At 71.2% G+C, this 14,462-nt stretch carries 13 protein-coding genes; 12 read left to right on the top strand and 1 reads right to left on the bottom strand.

Annotation, left to right across the window (positions count from 1 at the left end):
* The 8 genes from VIW71_RS23230 to VIW71_RS23195 all read left to right on the top strand — a co-directional run.
* Nucleotides 1–371, top strand: a 371-nt coding sequence (locus tag VIW71_RS23230; protein WP_331624485.1) for a multicopper oxidase domain-containing protein, incomplete at its 5' end; no start/stop codon positions are given.
* Between the two features lie 54 nt (nucleotides 372–425).
* Nucleotides 426–1,277 (top strand): iron uptake transporter permease EfeU, encoded by an 852-nt coding sequence (gene efeU / locus VIW71_RS23225; protein WP_331624484.1) that lies wholly within the window; start codon nucleotides 426–428, stop codon nucleotides 1,275–1,277.
* A 60-nt stretch (nucleotides 1,278–1,337) separates the two neighbouring features.
* The gene (locus VIW71_RS23220) at nucleotides 1,338–1,655 is read left to right on the top strand and encodes a hypothetical protein (RefSeq protein WP_331624483.1); all 318 of its coding nucleotides are present in this window, start codon (nucleotides 1,338–1,340) and stop codon (nucleotides 1,653–1,655) included.
* A gap of 193 nt (nucleotides 1,656–1,848) precedes the next feature.
* Complete coding sequence (locus VIW71_RS23215) at nucleotides 1,849–2,835, top strand: LacI family DNA-binding transcriptional regulator (RefSeq protein WP_331624481.1); 987 nt, start codon at nucleotides 1,849–1,851, stop codon at nucleotides 2,833–2,835.
* Nucleotides 2,836–3,233: 398 nt separating this feature from the next.
* Nucleotides 3,234–4,415 (top strand): sugar ABC transporter substrate-binding protein, encoded by a 1,182-nt coding sequence (locus VIW71_RS23210; RefSeq protein ID WP_331624479.1) that lies wholly within the window; start codon nucleotides 3,234–3,236, stop codon nucleotides 4,413–4,415.
* A 77-nt stretch (nucleotides 4,416–4,492) separates the two neighbouring features.
* Entirely contained in the window at nucleotides 4,493–5,470 is a 978-nt protein-coding gene (locus VIW71_RS23205) for a carbohydrate ABC transporter permease (RefSeq protein ID WP_331624477.1), read from the top strand.
* Nucleotides 5,467–6,345, top strand: a complete 879-nt coding sequence (locus tag VIW71_RS23200) for a carbohydrate ABC transporter permease (protein WP_331624476.1) — start codon at nucleotides 5,467–5,469, stop codon at nucleotides 6,343–6,345. Before VIW71_RS23205 ends, VIW71_RS23200 begins: the two co-directional genes overlap by 4 nt.
* 69 nt (nucleotides 6,346–6,414) lie before the next feature.
* Nucleotides 6,415–8,115: a glycoside hydrolase family 13 protein gene (locus tag VIW71_RS23195; RefSeq protein ID WP_331624475.1), complete on the top strand. Its 1,701-nt coding sequence runs from the start codon at nucleotides 6,415–6,417 to the stop codon at nucleotides 8,113–8,115.
* A gap of 522 nt (nucleotides 8,116–8,637) precedes the next feature.
* On the opposite strand, the gene VIW71_RS23190 is transcribed toward VIW71_RS23195, so the two are convergent.
* Entirely contained in the window at nucleotides 8,638–10,254 is a 1,617-nt protein-coding gene (locus VIW71_RS23190) for a PucR family transcriptional regulator (RefSeq protein ID WP_331624487.1), read from the bottom strand.
* Nucleotides 10,255–10,481: 227 nt separating this feature from the next.
* Here VIW71_RS23190 and VIW71_RS23185 point away from each other — a divergent pair, with 227 nt between their 5' ends.
* The 4 genes from VIW71_RS23185 to VIW71_RS23170 all read left to right on the top strand — a co-directional run bounded on the left by VIW71_RS23185 (nucleotide 10,482) and on the right by VIW71_RS23170 (nucleotide 14,322).
* On the top strand, nucleotides 10,482–11,318 hold the full coding sequence (locus VIW71_RS23185; protein WP_331624474.1) for a nitrilase-related carbon-nitrogen hydrolase: 837 nt from the start codon (nucleotides 10,482–10,484) through the stop codon (nucleotides 11,316–11,318).
* An 8-nt stretch (nucleotides 11,319–11,326) separates the two neighbouring features.
* Entirely contained in the window at nucleotides 11,327–12,361 is a 1,035-nt protein-coding gene (locus tag VIW71_RS23180) for a TIGR03842 family LLM class F420-dependent oxidoreductase (RefSeq protein ID WP_331624473.1), read from the top strand.
* Nucleotides 12,362–12,597: 236 nt separating this feature from the next.
* Nucleotides 12,598–13,794, top strand: coding sequence for an ATP-grasp domain-containing protein (locus tag VIW71_RS23175; RefSeq protein WP_331624472.1), 1,197 nt, complete (start codon nucleotides 12,598–12,600; stop codon nucleotides 13,792–13,794).
* 135 nt (nucleotides 13,795–13,929) lie between these two features.
* A complete protein-coding gene (locus tag VIW71_RS23170) occupies nucleotides 13,930–14,322 on the top strand; it encodes a hypothetical protein (RefSeq protein ID WP_331624471.1) in 393 nt (130 codons plus the stop codon).
* The last annotated feature ends 140 nt before the right edge of the window (nucleotides 14,323–14,462 follow it).

Raw genomic sequence — 14,462 nt, 5'->3', positions numbered from 1 at the left:
TGCCGACCGCCGCGACCGACGTCACCCACCGGATCAGGATCACCGGCGGCATGGAGAGGTACGACTGGTCCATCAACGGCGTGCCGTTCGACATGGCCCACCCGGAGGCGAACGCGCTGTGGGTCGCGCAAGGCCAGCGCGTACGGCTGGACTTCGTCAACAGGACCCGTATGTGGCATCCGATGCACCTGCACGGCCACACCTACCAGCTCGGCGAGACCGGCCCGCGCAAGGACACCGCGATCGTGCTCCCCCGCACAACCGTGTCCGTCTTCTTCGACGCGGACAACCCCGGCGAGTGGCTGCTGCACTGCCACAACGCGTACCACGGCGAGGCCGGGATGATGGCGCTCATGGCCTATCAGTCGTAATATCTGACACTCCGACAGTTGATAGGTAAGCCTTACCTAAGTATGCTCCGAGGCGTGTTTGCCAACTACCTCATAGGCCTGCGCGAAGGACTCGAAGCGTCCCTCGTCGTCGGCATCCTCGTCGCCTACCTCGTCAAGAGCGACCGGCGCGACCGCCTGGTCCCCATGTGGACCGGCGTGCTCGCCGCCGTCGCGCTCAGCCTCGCCTTCGGTGCGGTCCTCACCTTCTCCTCCTCGCAGATGACCTTCAAGGCTCAGGAGGCCTTCGGGGGCAGCCTGTCCATCGTGGCGGTCGGCTTCGTCACCTGGATGATCTTCTGGATGCGGCGGACCGCCCGCCACCTGCGGACCGAACTGCACAGCCGGCTCGACGCCGCGCTCGCCATGGGCACCGTCGCGATGGTCGCCACCGCGTTCATCGCGGTGGGCCGCGAAGGGCTGGAGACCGCGCTGTTCATCTGGACCGCGGTCCAGGCCGCCGGGCAGACCACCGATCCGGTCCTCGGCGCCGCACTCGGCCTGGTCAGTGCCGTCCTCCTCGGTTACCTCTTCTACCGGGGCGCCGTGAAGATCAACCTGGCGAAGTTCTTCACCTGGACCGGCGCCGGCCTGGTCGTCGTGGCGGCCGGCGTCTTCTCCTACGGTGTGCACGATCTGCAGGAGGCGTCCATCCTGCCCGGTCTGGACAACCACGCCTTCGACGTCTCCTCCACCATCCCGCCGGACAGTTGGTACGGCACCCTGCTCAAGGGCACCCTCAACTTCAGCCCGGCCTCGACCTGGCTCGAGGTGGTGGCCTGGCTGCTCTACGTCGTCCCGGTAATGACCCTCTTCTTCCTGCCCGGCCGGTCCCGCGCCACCCCTGCCGCTCCGGCTCCCGCGGAGGCGCCCGCGCAGGCCCGCTGACCCCCGACCTCCCCCCACCCTTCCCGTACTCACGCCGTCCCCGTCACCTGGTGATCCGGCATGCGCTCCGCACGCCCGCTTCCGCTCGCCCTCGCCGGCGCGGCGCTCTTCGCGCTCCCGCCGCTGTCCGCCTGCGGCGGCTCGGACACCGGGAGTTCGGGCAACGAGACAGCGGTCGCCGCCACCCGCACCGCCTGCGAGGTGGCCAGGACCGAACTCCACAGCGGGGAGACCGCCTTCGCCGTCACGAACAGGGGCGGCAGGGTCACCGAGGTGTACGTCCACGGCGAACACGACACCGAGTACACCAAGGTGGTCGGTGAGGTGGAGAACACCGGCCCGGCACCTCCGGCGAGGAGGATTCAACACGCCCCGTAATTGACGAGATCGATACGTATCGAATACGGTCGCGGTTAACCCCCGCAGCAACTCGCCACGCGGTGTGCGCGGGATGTCATCATGAACTCCCGTACCCGTCACGTCGAATCGCGGTGCCGGGTGAGCAGTTTCGGAACCACGCGGGGGGAATCTCGTGCCGGTAGGGCAGCGCAAGCCACGGCGTCCCGCGTCGATGACCGATGTCGCACGGCGCGCGGGCGTCTCGCAGAGCACCGTGTCGTACGTGCTCAACGGAACGCGTCCGATCTCCGCGGAGGTCACCGCCCGCGTCGAAGCGGCGATGCGGGAGTTGGAATACACGCCGCGCGCCGCGGCGCGCGCGCTGCGCGGAGGGCAGACGCGGACGCTCGCGCTGTCGATCCCGGCGACCGAGGGCATAACGGATCCCTGGCTCGGCCTGTATCTGCTGCGCCTGACCCTGGCCGCCGCGCGGCGCGGCTATGACCTGCTGATGTGCACGGACGCCGGGGACGCGGCGGGCGCACTGCGGGAGCTGGCCACCGGGCGGCGGGCCGACGGGGCGATACTGATGTCGGTGACGGGCCGGGACCAGCGGCCGGCGGTCGCCAGGGCGCTCGGGTTCCCGACGGTCGCACTGGGCCGTCCGGTCGGCACGGATCTGCCGTTCGTCGACTTCGACTTCGAGCGGGCGGCCGAGCTGGCGTTCGCGGAGTTCGCCGCGCTGGGGCACCGTCAGGTGGTGCATGTCGGTCCGCGCCAGGCCGAACGGGACGCCGGGTACTTGTACGTCCGGCGCATCATCCGCGGCGTGACGGAGGCAGCCGAGGCGAGCGGTGTCGGCGTACTCGACTTCGTTCCGACGAGCGACCGGGACGACGACGAGCGGCGCTTCGGGGCGCTGCTGGGCGACAACCCCTTGTGCGGCGCCCTGCTGCTCGCTCCGAGCTTCACCAGCTTCGAACGGTTCCGCTCGCTCTTCGCCCGGCTGCGTCCCGGTTCCGACCCCGCGCAGGACCTGATCATCTTCGGCGCGTCCGGGCTGCCGGGCGCCGAGGAGAGCGCGGCGAAGCGGATCGTCAACCCGGTGGACACCCTCGCCGCCGCCTCCGTCGACTGCGTGCTGGAGATCCTCGAAGGGCGCGCGCCGGTGTCCCGGCTGGTGCCACCGCAGTTCATCGGCGCGTCGTCGGATCTGTGATGTTCTGCACGTCCCGGCCGTCCTGATCGCCCCGCAAGGGCGTTCCGGTCAGTCCGGCCGCCCGGGAACCGGGCCTCGTTCCGCATCCCGGGCCGAACCGCGACGCCCCGGCGATCCCTGCCCCACCTGCGATGATTCCGTGCCGCTTCCGGCCGGACAGCGCTCGCCCCCGCCGCTGGGGGCACCATTGCCAAAATGTTTCGGCGGAAAAATCCAGGTTACGAAGCCCCATCCGGTGTGGGTTACTTCGCGGTTTCCCCCTACTGTGTCGATACGAATCGACAACTCATCACTGAGATTTCACTTGTCGGTCGCCCCCGAGGTCTCAACTCCCAAGTGAGGTGCCCATGGCCCTGTCCACGCGTCGCCGTGCGTTTGTCCCGGTCATATCGGCAGCGGTGGCCGCTGCCCTCGGTCTGACCCTCGCCGGCTGCGGCTCGTCGAGCGGCTCGGGGTCGTCCGCCAAGGACCTGACCCTGACCGCGTGGAACGGCATCCCCTACGAGCCGTTCACGTCCGTCAACAAGAAGCAGCTCACCGCCTGTGCTGCCACCGTCGGCGCGAAGATCAAGAGCCAGACGTTCCCCGCCGACCAGCTCACGCCGCGGGTGCTCCAGGCCGGATCGGCCAAGTCCCTGCCCGACCTGCTCTACCTGGACTCCTCCGACCTGGCCCGGGTGGCCGGCACCGGCATCCTCACCGATCTCGGCGACTACGGCATCACCGGCAAGGGCCTCGACAAGTCCACGTTGTCGCTGGGCCAGAGCAAGGACGTGCTCTACGGGATCACCTCGAACGTCAACACCCTGGCGCTCTACTACAACAAGGCGATGTTCAAGGAGGCCGGGCTCCAGCCGCCGAAGACCTTCGCCGAACTGCGCAGCGCCGCCAAGGCGCTGACCAAGGGCGGACGCCACGGCATCGCGCTGCCCGGCGACAGCAAGGGCACCGGCGCCTACGTCTTCCTGCCGTTCGTGCTCTCCGCCGGCGGCGACCCCAAGAACATGACGGACGCCGGCCACAAGGCCGCGCTCGCGCTCTGGCAGGGGCTGGTGAAGGACGGCAGCCTGTCGACCGACTCGGTCAACTGGGGCTGGGACGCGCCCGACCAGTTCATCGGCGGAAAGGCCGCGATGACCATCTCCGGGCCGTGGACGATCGGCAACCTCAAGGGCTCGAAGGTCGACTACGGCGTGGTCACGCTCCCGACGCTGAAGCCCGGCGCGTCCCCCGTCTCGCCGATGGGCGGCGAGGGCTGGACCGTCCCGGTCACCGACGGCGGTGTGCGGCAGGAGACGGCCGCCAAGGTCGTCAAGTGCATGACCGACGCCGACCGCCAGTTGGAGATGGCCCGGGCCGGCCAGCCGCTGCCCGCGCTCGCCGACGTCATCAAGCAGATCGGCACGGAGCACCCGGAGTACGCCCCGTTCCTCGCCGAGATCCCCGGCGCCTACAACCGGACCAGCCAGCTCGGCGAGCTGTGGGACAAGCGCGTCCCGCAGTACGGTTCGGCGCTGCAGTACGCGCTGGTCGGCGGCTCCAGCCCGGCTGACGCCCTGGCCAAGGCCTCGAACGAGTGAGGCCCGCGACGAGCCGGGCGCCGGGGCGCCCGGCACCTCGCCCGGCCAAGGGCCTCTTTTCCGGTAAGGCCCTCTCCGTGGCCGGCACCACGGACCCGGCGGAGCGCCGTAGCGGCCGCCGCGCGGCGGCCCCGGCCCGGCCGCGCACCGGCGGCCTGTCCGGCCGCCGGGCCCGGGAACGGATGGTCCACCTGCTCTTCCTGGTGCCCGCCCTCGCGTACCTCGGGGTGTTCTTCGGATACCCGCTCGGGCTCAACGCCTACATGGCCTTCACGGACTACAACACCGCGACGTTCATCACGGGCAAGGCCAACTGGATCGGGCTGCGGAACTACACCGACGTACTCGCGTCGCCGCTGATCAGCACGGCCTTCCGCAACACGATCCTGTTCACCGTCGTGTCGGTCGCCGGGCAGCTGGTGATCGGGATGCTGATCGCGCTCTTCTTCCAGCACCGCTTTCCCGGCCGGCGCTGGCTGTCGAGTCTGCTGCTGCTGCCGTGGCTGATCCCGCTGGTGGTGGTCGGCACGCTGTGGCGGTGGATGCTCCAGCAGGACGGCGCGGTGAACGGCATCGCGGCAGGGCTCGGGCTGCCCGAGCACACCGGCTGGCTGTCGTCGCCGAGCCTCGCCCTGGGCACGGTCATCGCGGTGAACATCTGGATCGGGCTGCCGTTCACGTTCACCATCTTCAGCGCGAGCCTCGACGGCGTACCGGCCGAACTCCACGAGGCGGCCAGCCTGGACGGCGCCGGCTACTGGCGGCGGTTCTGGCACATCACCCTGCCCGCGGTGCGCCCGGTGCTGTCGGTGCTGGTCATCCTCGGTGTGGTCTTCACGCTCAAGGTGCTCGACCTCGTCCTCATCATGACCGGCGGCGGTCCGGCGAACTCCACGCAGACGCTGGCGATGATGGCGTACACGTCCTCCTTCAAGCAGTTCAAGTTCGGCCAGGGCGCGGCGATCGGCAACCTGCTGCTGCTGCTCACGCTGGTCTTCGCCGTCGTCTACGTCCGCCTGACCAGGCGCAGCGACCAGGAAGCGAGCACGCTGTGAGCTCTGTGAACTCCGCGGTCCCCGCGAACCGACGCAGGTCGCGTGCGTCGGCCACGCCCGGGAACAACACGCCCCGCCATCCGTGGCTCTACACCCTGGTGGCCGTGCTCATCGTCGTGGCGATGCTGCTCCCCGTGCTGTGGATGCTCTCCGCGTCGTTCCAGGCCGGCGTGACGCAGGCGAACATGCGCTGGCTGCCCGCGCGCTGGAGCCTGAGCGGCTACCGCGACGCGCTCGACGACCAGTTGGGCAACATCGGCACCAGTACGGTCGTGGCGCTGGGCGCGGGCGCGCTGTCCGTCGCCGTCGCCGCGCCGGCGGCCTTCGCCCTGGCCCGGATCAGGTCCCGGATCGTCGGGGTGATCCTGGTCGTGGTGCTGATCACGCAGATGATCCCCGGGATCGTGCTGTCCAACGCCTACTACGCGCTGTTCAACAAGCTCGGCCTGCTGGACACCCATCTCGCCCTGATCGCGGCGGACGCCTCGATGGGCATCCCGTTCGCGATCATCGTGCTGCGGTCGTTCATGCTGCGGATGGACGGGGAGATCCTGGAGGCCGCGATGCTCGACGGTGCGGGCAGCCTGCGCACCTTCGTCTCGGTGGTCCTTCCGCTCAGCCGCAACAGTCTCATCACGGCGGGCGTGTTCGCGTTCATCTACGCGTGGGGCGACTTCCTGTTCGGCCTCACCCTGACCACCGGTTCCGACCTGCGCCCGGTCACGCTCGGGGTCTACCAGTACATCGGCGCGCAGCAGATCTCGTGGAGCTCGGTGATGGCCTCGTCGCTGCTCGCCAGCGTGCCCGCGATCCTGCTGCTGGTGGTGTCGCAGCGCTACATCAAGGCGGGCCTCAGCGCCGGCTCGGGACGCTGATCGCGGCGGCCCCTGCCCGGAGCAGGCCGCACCCACCCCCCACGTGACGTTTCATCAGGAGAGATTACGTTGCCCCACCAGTCCACCACCCAGCCCCTGGCCCCGCCGCCCACCGCCGAATGGTGGCGTGACGCGGTCATCTACCAGGTCTACATCCGCAGTTTCGCCGACGGAAACGGTGACGGCCTCGGCGACATCGCCGGCCTGCGGGCCCGGCTGCCGTACCTCGCGGGCCTCGGCGTCGACGCGATCTGGATCAACCCCTGGTACCCGTCGCCGATGGCCGACGCGGGGTACGACGTCGCCGACTACCGCGCGATCGAGCCCGCCTTCGGCACGCTGGACGAGGCGCGGCAACTGATCGACGAGGCGCACGGTCTCGGCCTGCGGGTCGTCCTCGACCTCGTCCCGAACCACACCTCCGACCAGCACGCCTGGTTCCAGGCGGCGCTGGCCGCGGAGCCCGGCTCCCCGGAGCGGGCCCGCTACCACTTCCGGCCCGGCCGCGGCGCGGACGGCGAACTGCCGCCCAACGACTGGCCGAGCGTCTTCGGCGGCCTGGCGTGGACCCGGGTCACCGAGAGCGACGGCACGCCCGGCGAGTGGTACCTGCACCTGTTCGCGCCGCAGCAGCCGGACCTCGACTGGGACAACCAGGAGGTCCGCGCGGAGTTCGAGTCGGTACTGAGGTTCTGGTTCGACCTGGGCGTGGACGGGTTCCGCATCGACGTGGCCAGCGCGCTGGTGAAGGCGCCCGGACTGCCGGACCTCGGCGGCGTACTCGGTGACCCGTACGACTACTTCTCCCGCGACCAGGCCGACCACCCGCACTGGGACCGGGACGGCGTGCACGAGATCTACCGCGCCTGGCGCGCGGTGGCCGACTCCTACGAGGTGCCGCGGGCCTTCACCGCGGAGGCGTGGGTCGACGGCCCGGAGCGGCTGGCCCGCTACCTGCGGCCGGACGAGCTGCACACCGCGTTCAACTTCGAGTTCCTGGCCGCGCCCTGGCTGGCCGGCCCGCTGCGCAAGGTCATCGACGGATCGCTGTCCGGCGTCGCCGCGGTCGGCGCCCCGACCACGTGGGTGCTGTCCAACCACGACGTCGCCCGCCACCCCTCCCGCTACGGCCGGCCCCAGCAGGACCGCAGCGTGCAGGCGCTGGCGCAGCTCACCGACCCGCTCGACCCCGAACTCGGCCGACGGCGGGCCCGCGCCGCGGCGCTGCTCATGCTGGCGCTGCCCGGCGGGGCGTACGTCTACCAGGGTGAGGAACTGGGCCTCGCGGAGGTCGAGGACCTGCCCGCGGAGGTACTCCAGGACCCCACGTGGGAGCGCTCCGGCCACACCGACAAGGGCCGCGACGGCTGCCGGGTGCCGCTGCCGTGGTCGGGCGGTGAGCCGCCGTTCGGCTTCAGCCCGGACGGCGCGACGGCCGAGCCGTGGCTGCCCCAGCCGCGGGCGTGGAAGGACTGCACGGCCGAGGCGCAGGCCGGCGACCCCGGGTCGATGCTGGAGCTTTACCGGGCGGCGCTGCGGCTGCGCCGCGAGCACGCGGCGCTGGGCGACGGGACGCTGCGGTGGCTGGACGCGCCGCAGGACACGCTCGTGTTCGCCCGCGAGCCCGGCTTGGTCTGCGCGGTGAACTTCTCCGCGGAGCCCTGGCCGCTTCCGGCCGGCGGTGAGGTCCTGCTGGCGAGCGGGGCGCTGGACGAGGGGCGGCTGCCGCAGGACACCGCGGTGTGGCTGGCCGTCGACGGCCTTTCGTAGCGCGAGGCGCCGGGGGAAGTTGGGGCGGGGTGCTGGGGGCGTGGTGCGGCCGGGCGCCGGGGCCTCCGGGAGAGGGGTCCGAGACTGCATATGTACGGCCCGTTGCCGGCACTTCGCTGAGTGCGGGTCTTACCCGGGCCACACATATACGAACGTCTCGGACCCCTCCCCCTCCGACCCCGTCACCCTCCCGAGCCCGCCTCCGGGGGGCGCGGCCCCCGTCCAACCTGCGGGTTGCGCCGGGAGCGGCAGGGGGGCGCACCGATGTCTCAGGCCCCCTCCCCGGCCCCGTCGACCGCCGGGCGGCGCGTACGTGCGGCCCCCGTCCACCTGCGGGTTGCGGCGGGGGGCGTACGTGCGGCTCCCGTCCGCCTGCGGGTTGCGGCGGGGGGCAGGGGGGCGTACCGGCGTCCGTCCCGGACCGCCTCCTGGGTCGTCACCCTCCGGGTGCGTACCTACGGCTCCCGTCCGCCTGCGGGTTGCGGCGGGGCGGCGCAGGAACGTCTTGGGGCCCCGGTGCCGTCAACCGGCGGGGGGTGGTGCTGGGTGCGTTCCCGGGGTGTGCTGCGCGTCGTATGCGAGGAGGGCGACGTAGAGGGTGGTGAGCTGGTCCCAGTCGTCCAGGTCGGTGGCGAGGAGTTCCTCGATGCTCTGGAGGCGGCGGTACATCGCGGGGCGGCTGACGTGGTGGGCCTGGGCGGCCTGGGACTTGTTGCGGCCGGCGGCCAGGTAGGTGCGCAGGACGTCGAGGAGGTGGGGGTGGTCGAGGAGCGGTCCCAGCTCGCGGGCGATGAACGCCTGGAGTTCGGGTTCGTCGCGCAGCACCCGCACCAGGCCGCGCAGCCGTACGTCGCGCAGCCGGGCCACCGGCCCGGCCGGCGGACCGGCGACGGCCGCGTCCGCGACGTGGACGGCCTCCGCGAAGGACCGCGGCAGGTCCGCGAGGGCCGGGCAGACGAAGCCGGCCCCGACCACGGCGGTCCCGCCCGCGCGGGCGAACCGTTCGTGCACCCGGCACGCCACCTTGTGCAGCACCGCGTCCGGGTCCTGCTCGCGCGGCACGCTGAGCACCGCCGCGGTGCCGCGGGTGTCGATGCGGGCCACCAGGCCGGCCACCGAGCGGTCGGCGACGGCCCTGCGGACCAGGTCCACGACCGCTTCGGCGCCGGGCGCCGGGTCCAGGCAGCGGACGACGAGCGGTACGAAGGTACGGCCGCCCACCGGCAGTCCGGCGGCGCGGGCCCGGGTGGGCAGTTGTTCCGGACGGGCCGCGCCGGAGGCCAGATCGGTCAGCAGTGACTGCGCGCCGTGGTCCTCCCAGTCGTGGCCGTCGCCGAGCAGCCGGTGCACGACCAGCGCCTCGGCGGCGCGGTCGGCCAGCACCCGGCCGACCTCCTCCGAACCGCGGTAACCGAACAGGGCCAGCCGTCCCCAGCGCCGGCCGCGCGCCTCAAGGGCCGCCAGCGCCCATCCGTTGGGGGTGATGGTGACCGGCTCCGCTCCGGCCAGGTCGCCGAGTTGCCGGGCCACCCGGTTCCAGTCACGCAGCAGATCGCTCAGTGCGTCCTGGTCGCCCGCGGTGGCGAGCACGCGGTCGGCGAGATTGGTCAGTACGACCGGGCCGCCGCTGTAGCCGACGATCTCGTCCAGGAGTTGCTGCAGGCCGGCCCCCGAGAGGTTGAGCGCGGTGAGCGAGGCGCGCATCCGGTCCGACAGGCTGACCGCCGCGTACTTGGTGTAGAGGAGCCGGGGCTGCACCTCCTCGATGAGGCGGGCGAACGGCGCCGGGCGGTGCAGCACGACGAAGGGCAGCCCGAGCCGCTGGGCGGCGCGCCGCATCGGCGCGGGCACGGTGGGGAACGCCCGGCCCAGGCCCAGGACGATCGCGGCCACATCCGCGCGGTGCAGCGACTCCACGTACTCGGCCTGCGCGCGCTCGTCGCCGGAGAGCAGAGATCCGGTGGTGAGCACCATCTCCCCGCCGCTGAGCATCACCGCGATGTCGGGCACCTCGGCGACATGCAGCCAGCGCACCGGCCGGTCCAGGTGCGCGGCGCCGGCGACCACCTCGGGAGCCCAGCCGGACATCATGTCGAGATCCAATATGTCCCGCACGGTGAGTGGCCGACTGTGTCCCATGTCCTCGGTCACCCGTCAATCCTAACCCACCGCCCGGTACGGAAAACGAAACCAGGAATTAACAGGGGCGGTTGCCCGTTTTGACACGGGTGGTTTCCGGATTGCCGGGGGTGACACCGTGAAACGCCTCTCACGAGACCGCGTTACAGCCTGCCACTGCGGCGGTAATCGCCGGTCGGCCTAATCTGAGGACACCCGGCAGACATTCCATTTCCCAAGGGGTATCCATGAGTGAGACGGTGCGGGCAGGGCTGTTCCAGACAGGCTGGACCGGCGACAAGGAATCGATGATCCAGGCCCACGAGAAGGCAGCGCACGAGGCCGCGGCGCAGGGCACCCAGGTTCTGTGCTTCCAGGAGTTGTTCTACGGCCCCTATTTCTGCGACGTGCAGGACACGAAGTTCTTCGCCTACGCGGAGGCCGTTCCGCAGGGACCCGCGGTCCAGCGGTTCTGCGCGCTGGCGCGGGAATTGGGAATGGTCATCGTCCTGCCGGTCTACGAGGAGGAACGGCCGGGATTCCTCTACAACACGGCCGCAGTGATCGACGCCGACGGAACGTACCTCGGCAAGTACCGCAAGAACCACATTCCGCAGATCGAGGGTTTCTGGGAGAAGTTCTACTTCCGGCCCGGAAACCTCGGATTCCCGGTCTTCGACACGGCGGTCGGCAAGGTCGGTGTCTACATCTGCTACGACCGGCACTTCCCCGAGGGCTGGCGGTCGCTGGCGCTCGGCGGCGCCGAACTCGTCTTCAACCCCTCGGCCACCCACCCCGGCAGGTCCCGGCACCTGTGGGACCTGGAGCAGCCCGCCGCGGCCGCCGCGAACATGTACTACGTCGGCGCCGTCAACCGGACCGGCACCGAGGGCCCCAACGGGTTCTACGGCACCTCCTACTTCGCCGACCCGCGCGGCGCGTACGTCGGCGAGCGCGCCAGTGGCGACCAGAGCGAACTCCTGGTCCGCGACCTGGATCTGGGGCTGGTCCGCGAGGTGCGCTCGGAGTGGCAGTTCTTCCGCGACCGCCGTCCGTCCGCGTACGCGGCGATCACCGCACCGTGAGGAGCGTCATGGACTTCGGCGTCGTGCTGCAATGCGACCCCCCGGCCGCCAGGACCGTGGAACTGGCCCGCCAGGCCGAGCTGTACGGTTTCTCGCACGCCTGGACCTTCGACTCCCACCTGCTGTGGGAGGAACCGTTCGTCATCTACAGCCAGATCCTGGCGCAGACCCGGAAGATCGTCGTCGGTCCGATGGTGACCAACCCGGCGACCCGTGACTGGACCGTCACCGCCTCGCTGTTCGCCACCCTGAACGAGATGTACGGCAACCGGACCGTCTGCGGCATCGGCCGCGGCGACTCCGCGGTGCGCGTCATCAACGGCAAGCCCGTCACCCTGGCCACCCTGCGCGAGGCGATGGGCGTGATCGGCGCGCTGGCCAACGGCCGTGAGGCCGAGTACAAGGGCACCCGGCTGCGGCTGCCCTGGAATCCGGGCAGCCGGCTGCCGGTCTGGATGGCCGCCTACGGCCCCAAGGCGCTCGCCCTGGCCGGCGAGGCGGCCGACGGCTTCATCCTGCAACTCGCCGACCCCGACATCACCGCCTGGAGCGTCAAGGCGGTCCGCGCGGCGGCCGAGGCGGCGGGCCGCGACCCGGACGCCCTCACCATCTGCGTGGCCGCACCCGCGTACGTCACCGACGGCAGCCCGGAACACCTCGCGCACGCCCGGGAGCAGTGCCGCTGGTTCGGCGGCATGGTCGGCAACCACGTCGCCGACATCGTCGCCCGCTACGGCACGCAGGGCGCCGACATCCCCGCGGCCCTCACCGCGTACATCGAGGGCCGGCGCGGCTACGACTACAACGAGCACGGCCGCGCGGGCAACACCCACACCGCTTTCGTCCCCGACGAGATCGTCGACCGCTTCTGTCTGGTCGGCCCGGCCCGGGAGCACATCGCCCGCCTCGAGGAACTCCGCGCCCTCGGGGTCGACCAGTTCGCCCTCTACCTCCAGCACGACGCCAAGGAACCCACCCTCCGCGCCTACGGCGAAACCGTCATCCCCGCGGTGTCCGGCCACGCGGAGGCCCGCCTGGGCTGAGTGGTTCTACCATGGGCGAGCACGGTCCCGGGGGTCCGTCTGTTTCAGGACTGGGACCTTCCGGGATCCGTAACACGCACGTAGCAGTCATAAGGGCGATGTGGCTTATGATCGCTCCATCAAGTAACTGTCGCGAACGTGGCTTCGCGTGCGGCTGCTTTATGCCCCTCACCTTTCCCGGCCCGTGTGCGGCTGCTGCGCTCTGCCCTGCCCGCACACTCTGAAAGGCGGACTGAATGGTCTCTCGCGTACGCGTCTGGCTCAACCGCACGTACGCGGAGAACGTGTTCTTCATAGAACAGTTGCGCCATAATCCCCAGGATCGGCCGGTCGACATCCATGCCACCCACGCCGATCCCGACTCCCCGGTCCTGGCCGCCGCCGACACCGCCGCCCTGGAGCCCGAGGGCCTGTCGCCCGCCGCGTACCTGGAGTACGCGCTGGACCAGTGCGCCAAGCGCGGCATCGACGTCTTCGTGCCGGTGCTGCACCAGTCCGTGCTCGCCGCGCACCGCGCGGAGTTCGAGGCGCTCGGTACGGTGCTGCTGTGCCCGCCCGGTGAGGCCGTCGCCGTATTCCAGGACAAGGTGTGCGCCTACGAGGCGGTCGCGAAAGCCGGTATTGCGGTGCCGCCGTGGTGGCGTGTGCGCACCGAGGACGAATTCCTGGCGGCCGTCGAGGCGATCGAGGCGACCGGACACAAGGCGTGCTTCAAACCGGCCTCCGGGGCGGGCGGTGTCGGTTTCCGGGTCGTCACCCGCGGGTCCTTCTCACTGGTGCACCTGAGCGGATTCCCCAGCCCGTACATTCCGGTGAACCTGGTCCTGGAGGCGCTGCGCGAAGGCGAGGAGGCCGTCGACTGGCTGGTGATGCCGCGGCTCGACGAGCCTGAGGTCTCCGTCGACTGCCTCACCGGCCCGGACGGCCGGGTGCGGATGGCGGTGGGCCGCACCAAGAACGGCCGCCGCCGGGGCTTCACGCTCAATCCGGCGTGGATCCAGCCGTCGCGCCGGCTCGCCGAGGCCTTCCGCCTGCACTGGCTGACGAACATCCAGTTCCGCCTCTACGAGGGCGAACCGGTACTGATGGACGTCAACACCCGCCCGGCGGGCGGCCTGCACCAGCTCGCCCAGTGCGGACTGAACGTCCCGTGGGCCAGCGTCCGGCTCGCCCTCGGCGAGGAACCGGGTGATCTGGTCCCGACCTTCCTGGGCCCGGACTACGCGGTCGTCGCCGGCCCGCGCCCGGTGCTCGCGCTGACGCTGCCTCAGCAGCGGGCGGATTCGCCGCCGCCCGCCGTGGCGGCCACAGCCGCGGCCACTGCCACCGCCACGCCTTCCCTCGCCGTTCCCGAGGCGGCGCTGCCCGTCGACGACCGGCCGCCGCTCACCGTGCGGCCCCTGCTGAGCGACGGGTCGGCCGCCCTGCCCTAACCGCCCCGGACCGGGAGGTTGTGCGGTTCGTGACGGTAATCACAGCGGATGTGGAACAGATGGTTCGGGTGTGGCGTTGGAGGGATGGGTAGCTCTTCGGTAGAGCTGTGCGACGAAAAGCGACGGGGGTCAGCCATGGGACGCAGGGCGGTGGCAGTCGTCACCTTGCTGCTCTCCGCTCTGCTGCTGCACCTGACGCTGCCGCACCACACGTCGGCCTCGGGGCCGGCCGCCGCCGTGGAACAGACCGCGGAGCGGTGGGACTTCCCCGCCGACATCTCCGTGGAGTCCGACCAGCCCCACGTGGGGACGACCGCCCATCACGCGGTCCGCGCCGACACGGTGGGGCGCCCGGCCCGCAGCCGGCAGTACTCCGTCGCGAGCGCCGACGCCCCCGGCCAGGGAACCACCGCCGTCCCGTACGAGCCGCCCGCCGGGCCCGCGGCTGAGCACACCGCGCGCCAAAGGCGTCTCGCCGGACTGGGACAAGCCCCGACACCCGCCGAGTTGCAGACCTTCCGCTGCTGATCGACAGCGCGCTCCGTACGACCTGACACGCGGTCGCGGCCCACCCGACGGGCGCGGCGCGGGCGTTCGGCGTCCTGTGACGCCCGGGGCGCCGTGCCCGCTTTCCCACCGGGCGGAACCGCCCTGCCCGCCTGCCGGGC

The sequence above is a fragment of the Streptomyces sp. genome (assembly GCF_036524955.1).
Classification (GTDB): domain Bacteria; phylum Actinomycetota; class Actinomycetes; order Streptomycetales; family Streptomycetaceae; genus Actinacidiphila.
The sequence above is the reverse complement of the archived record's forward strand: the minus strand, read 5'-3'. Positions and strand labels throughout refer to the sequence as shown.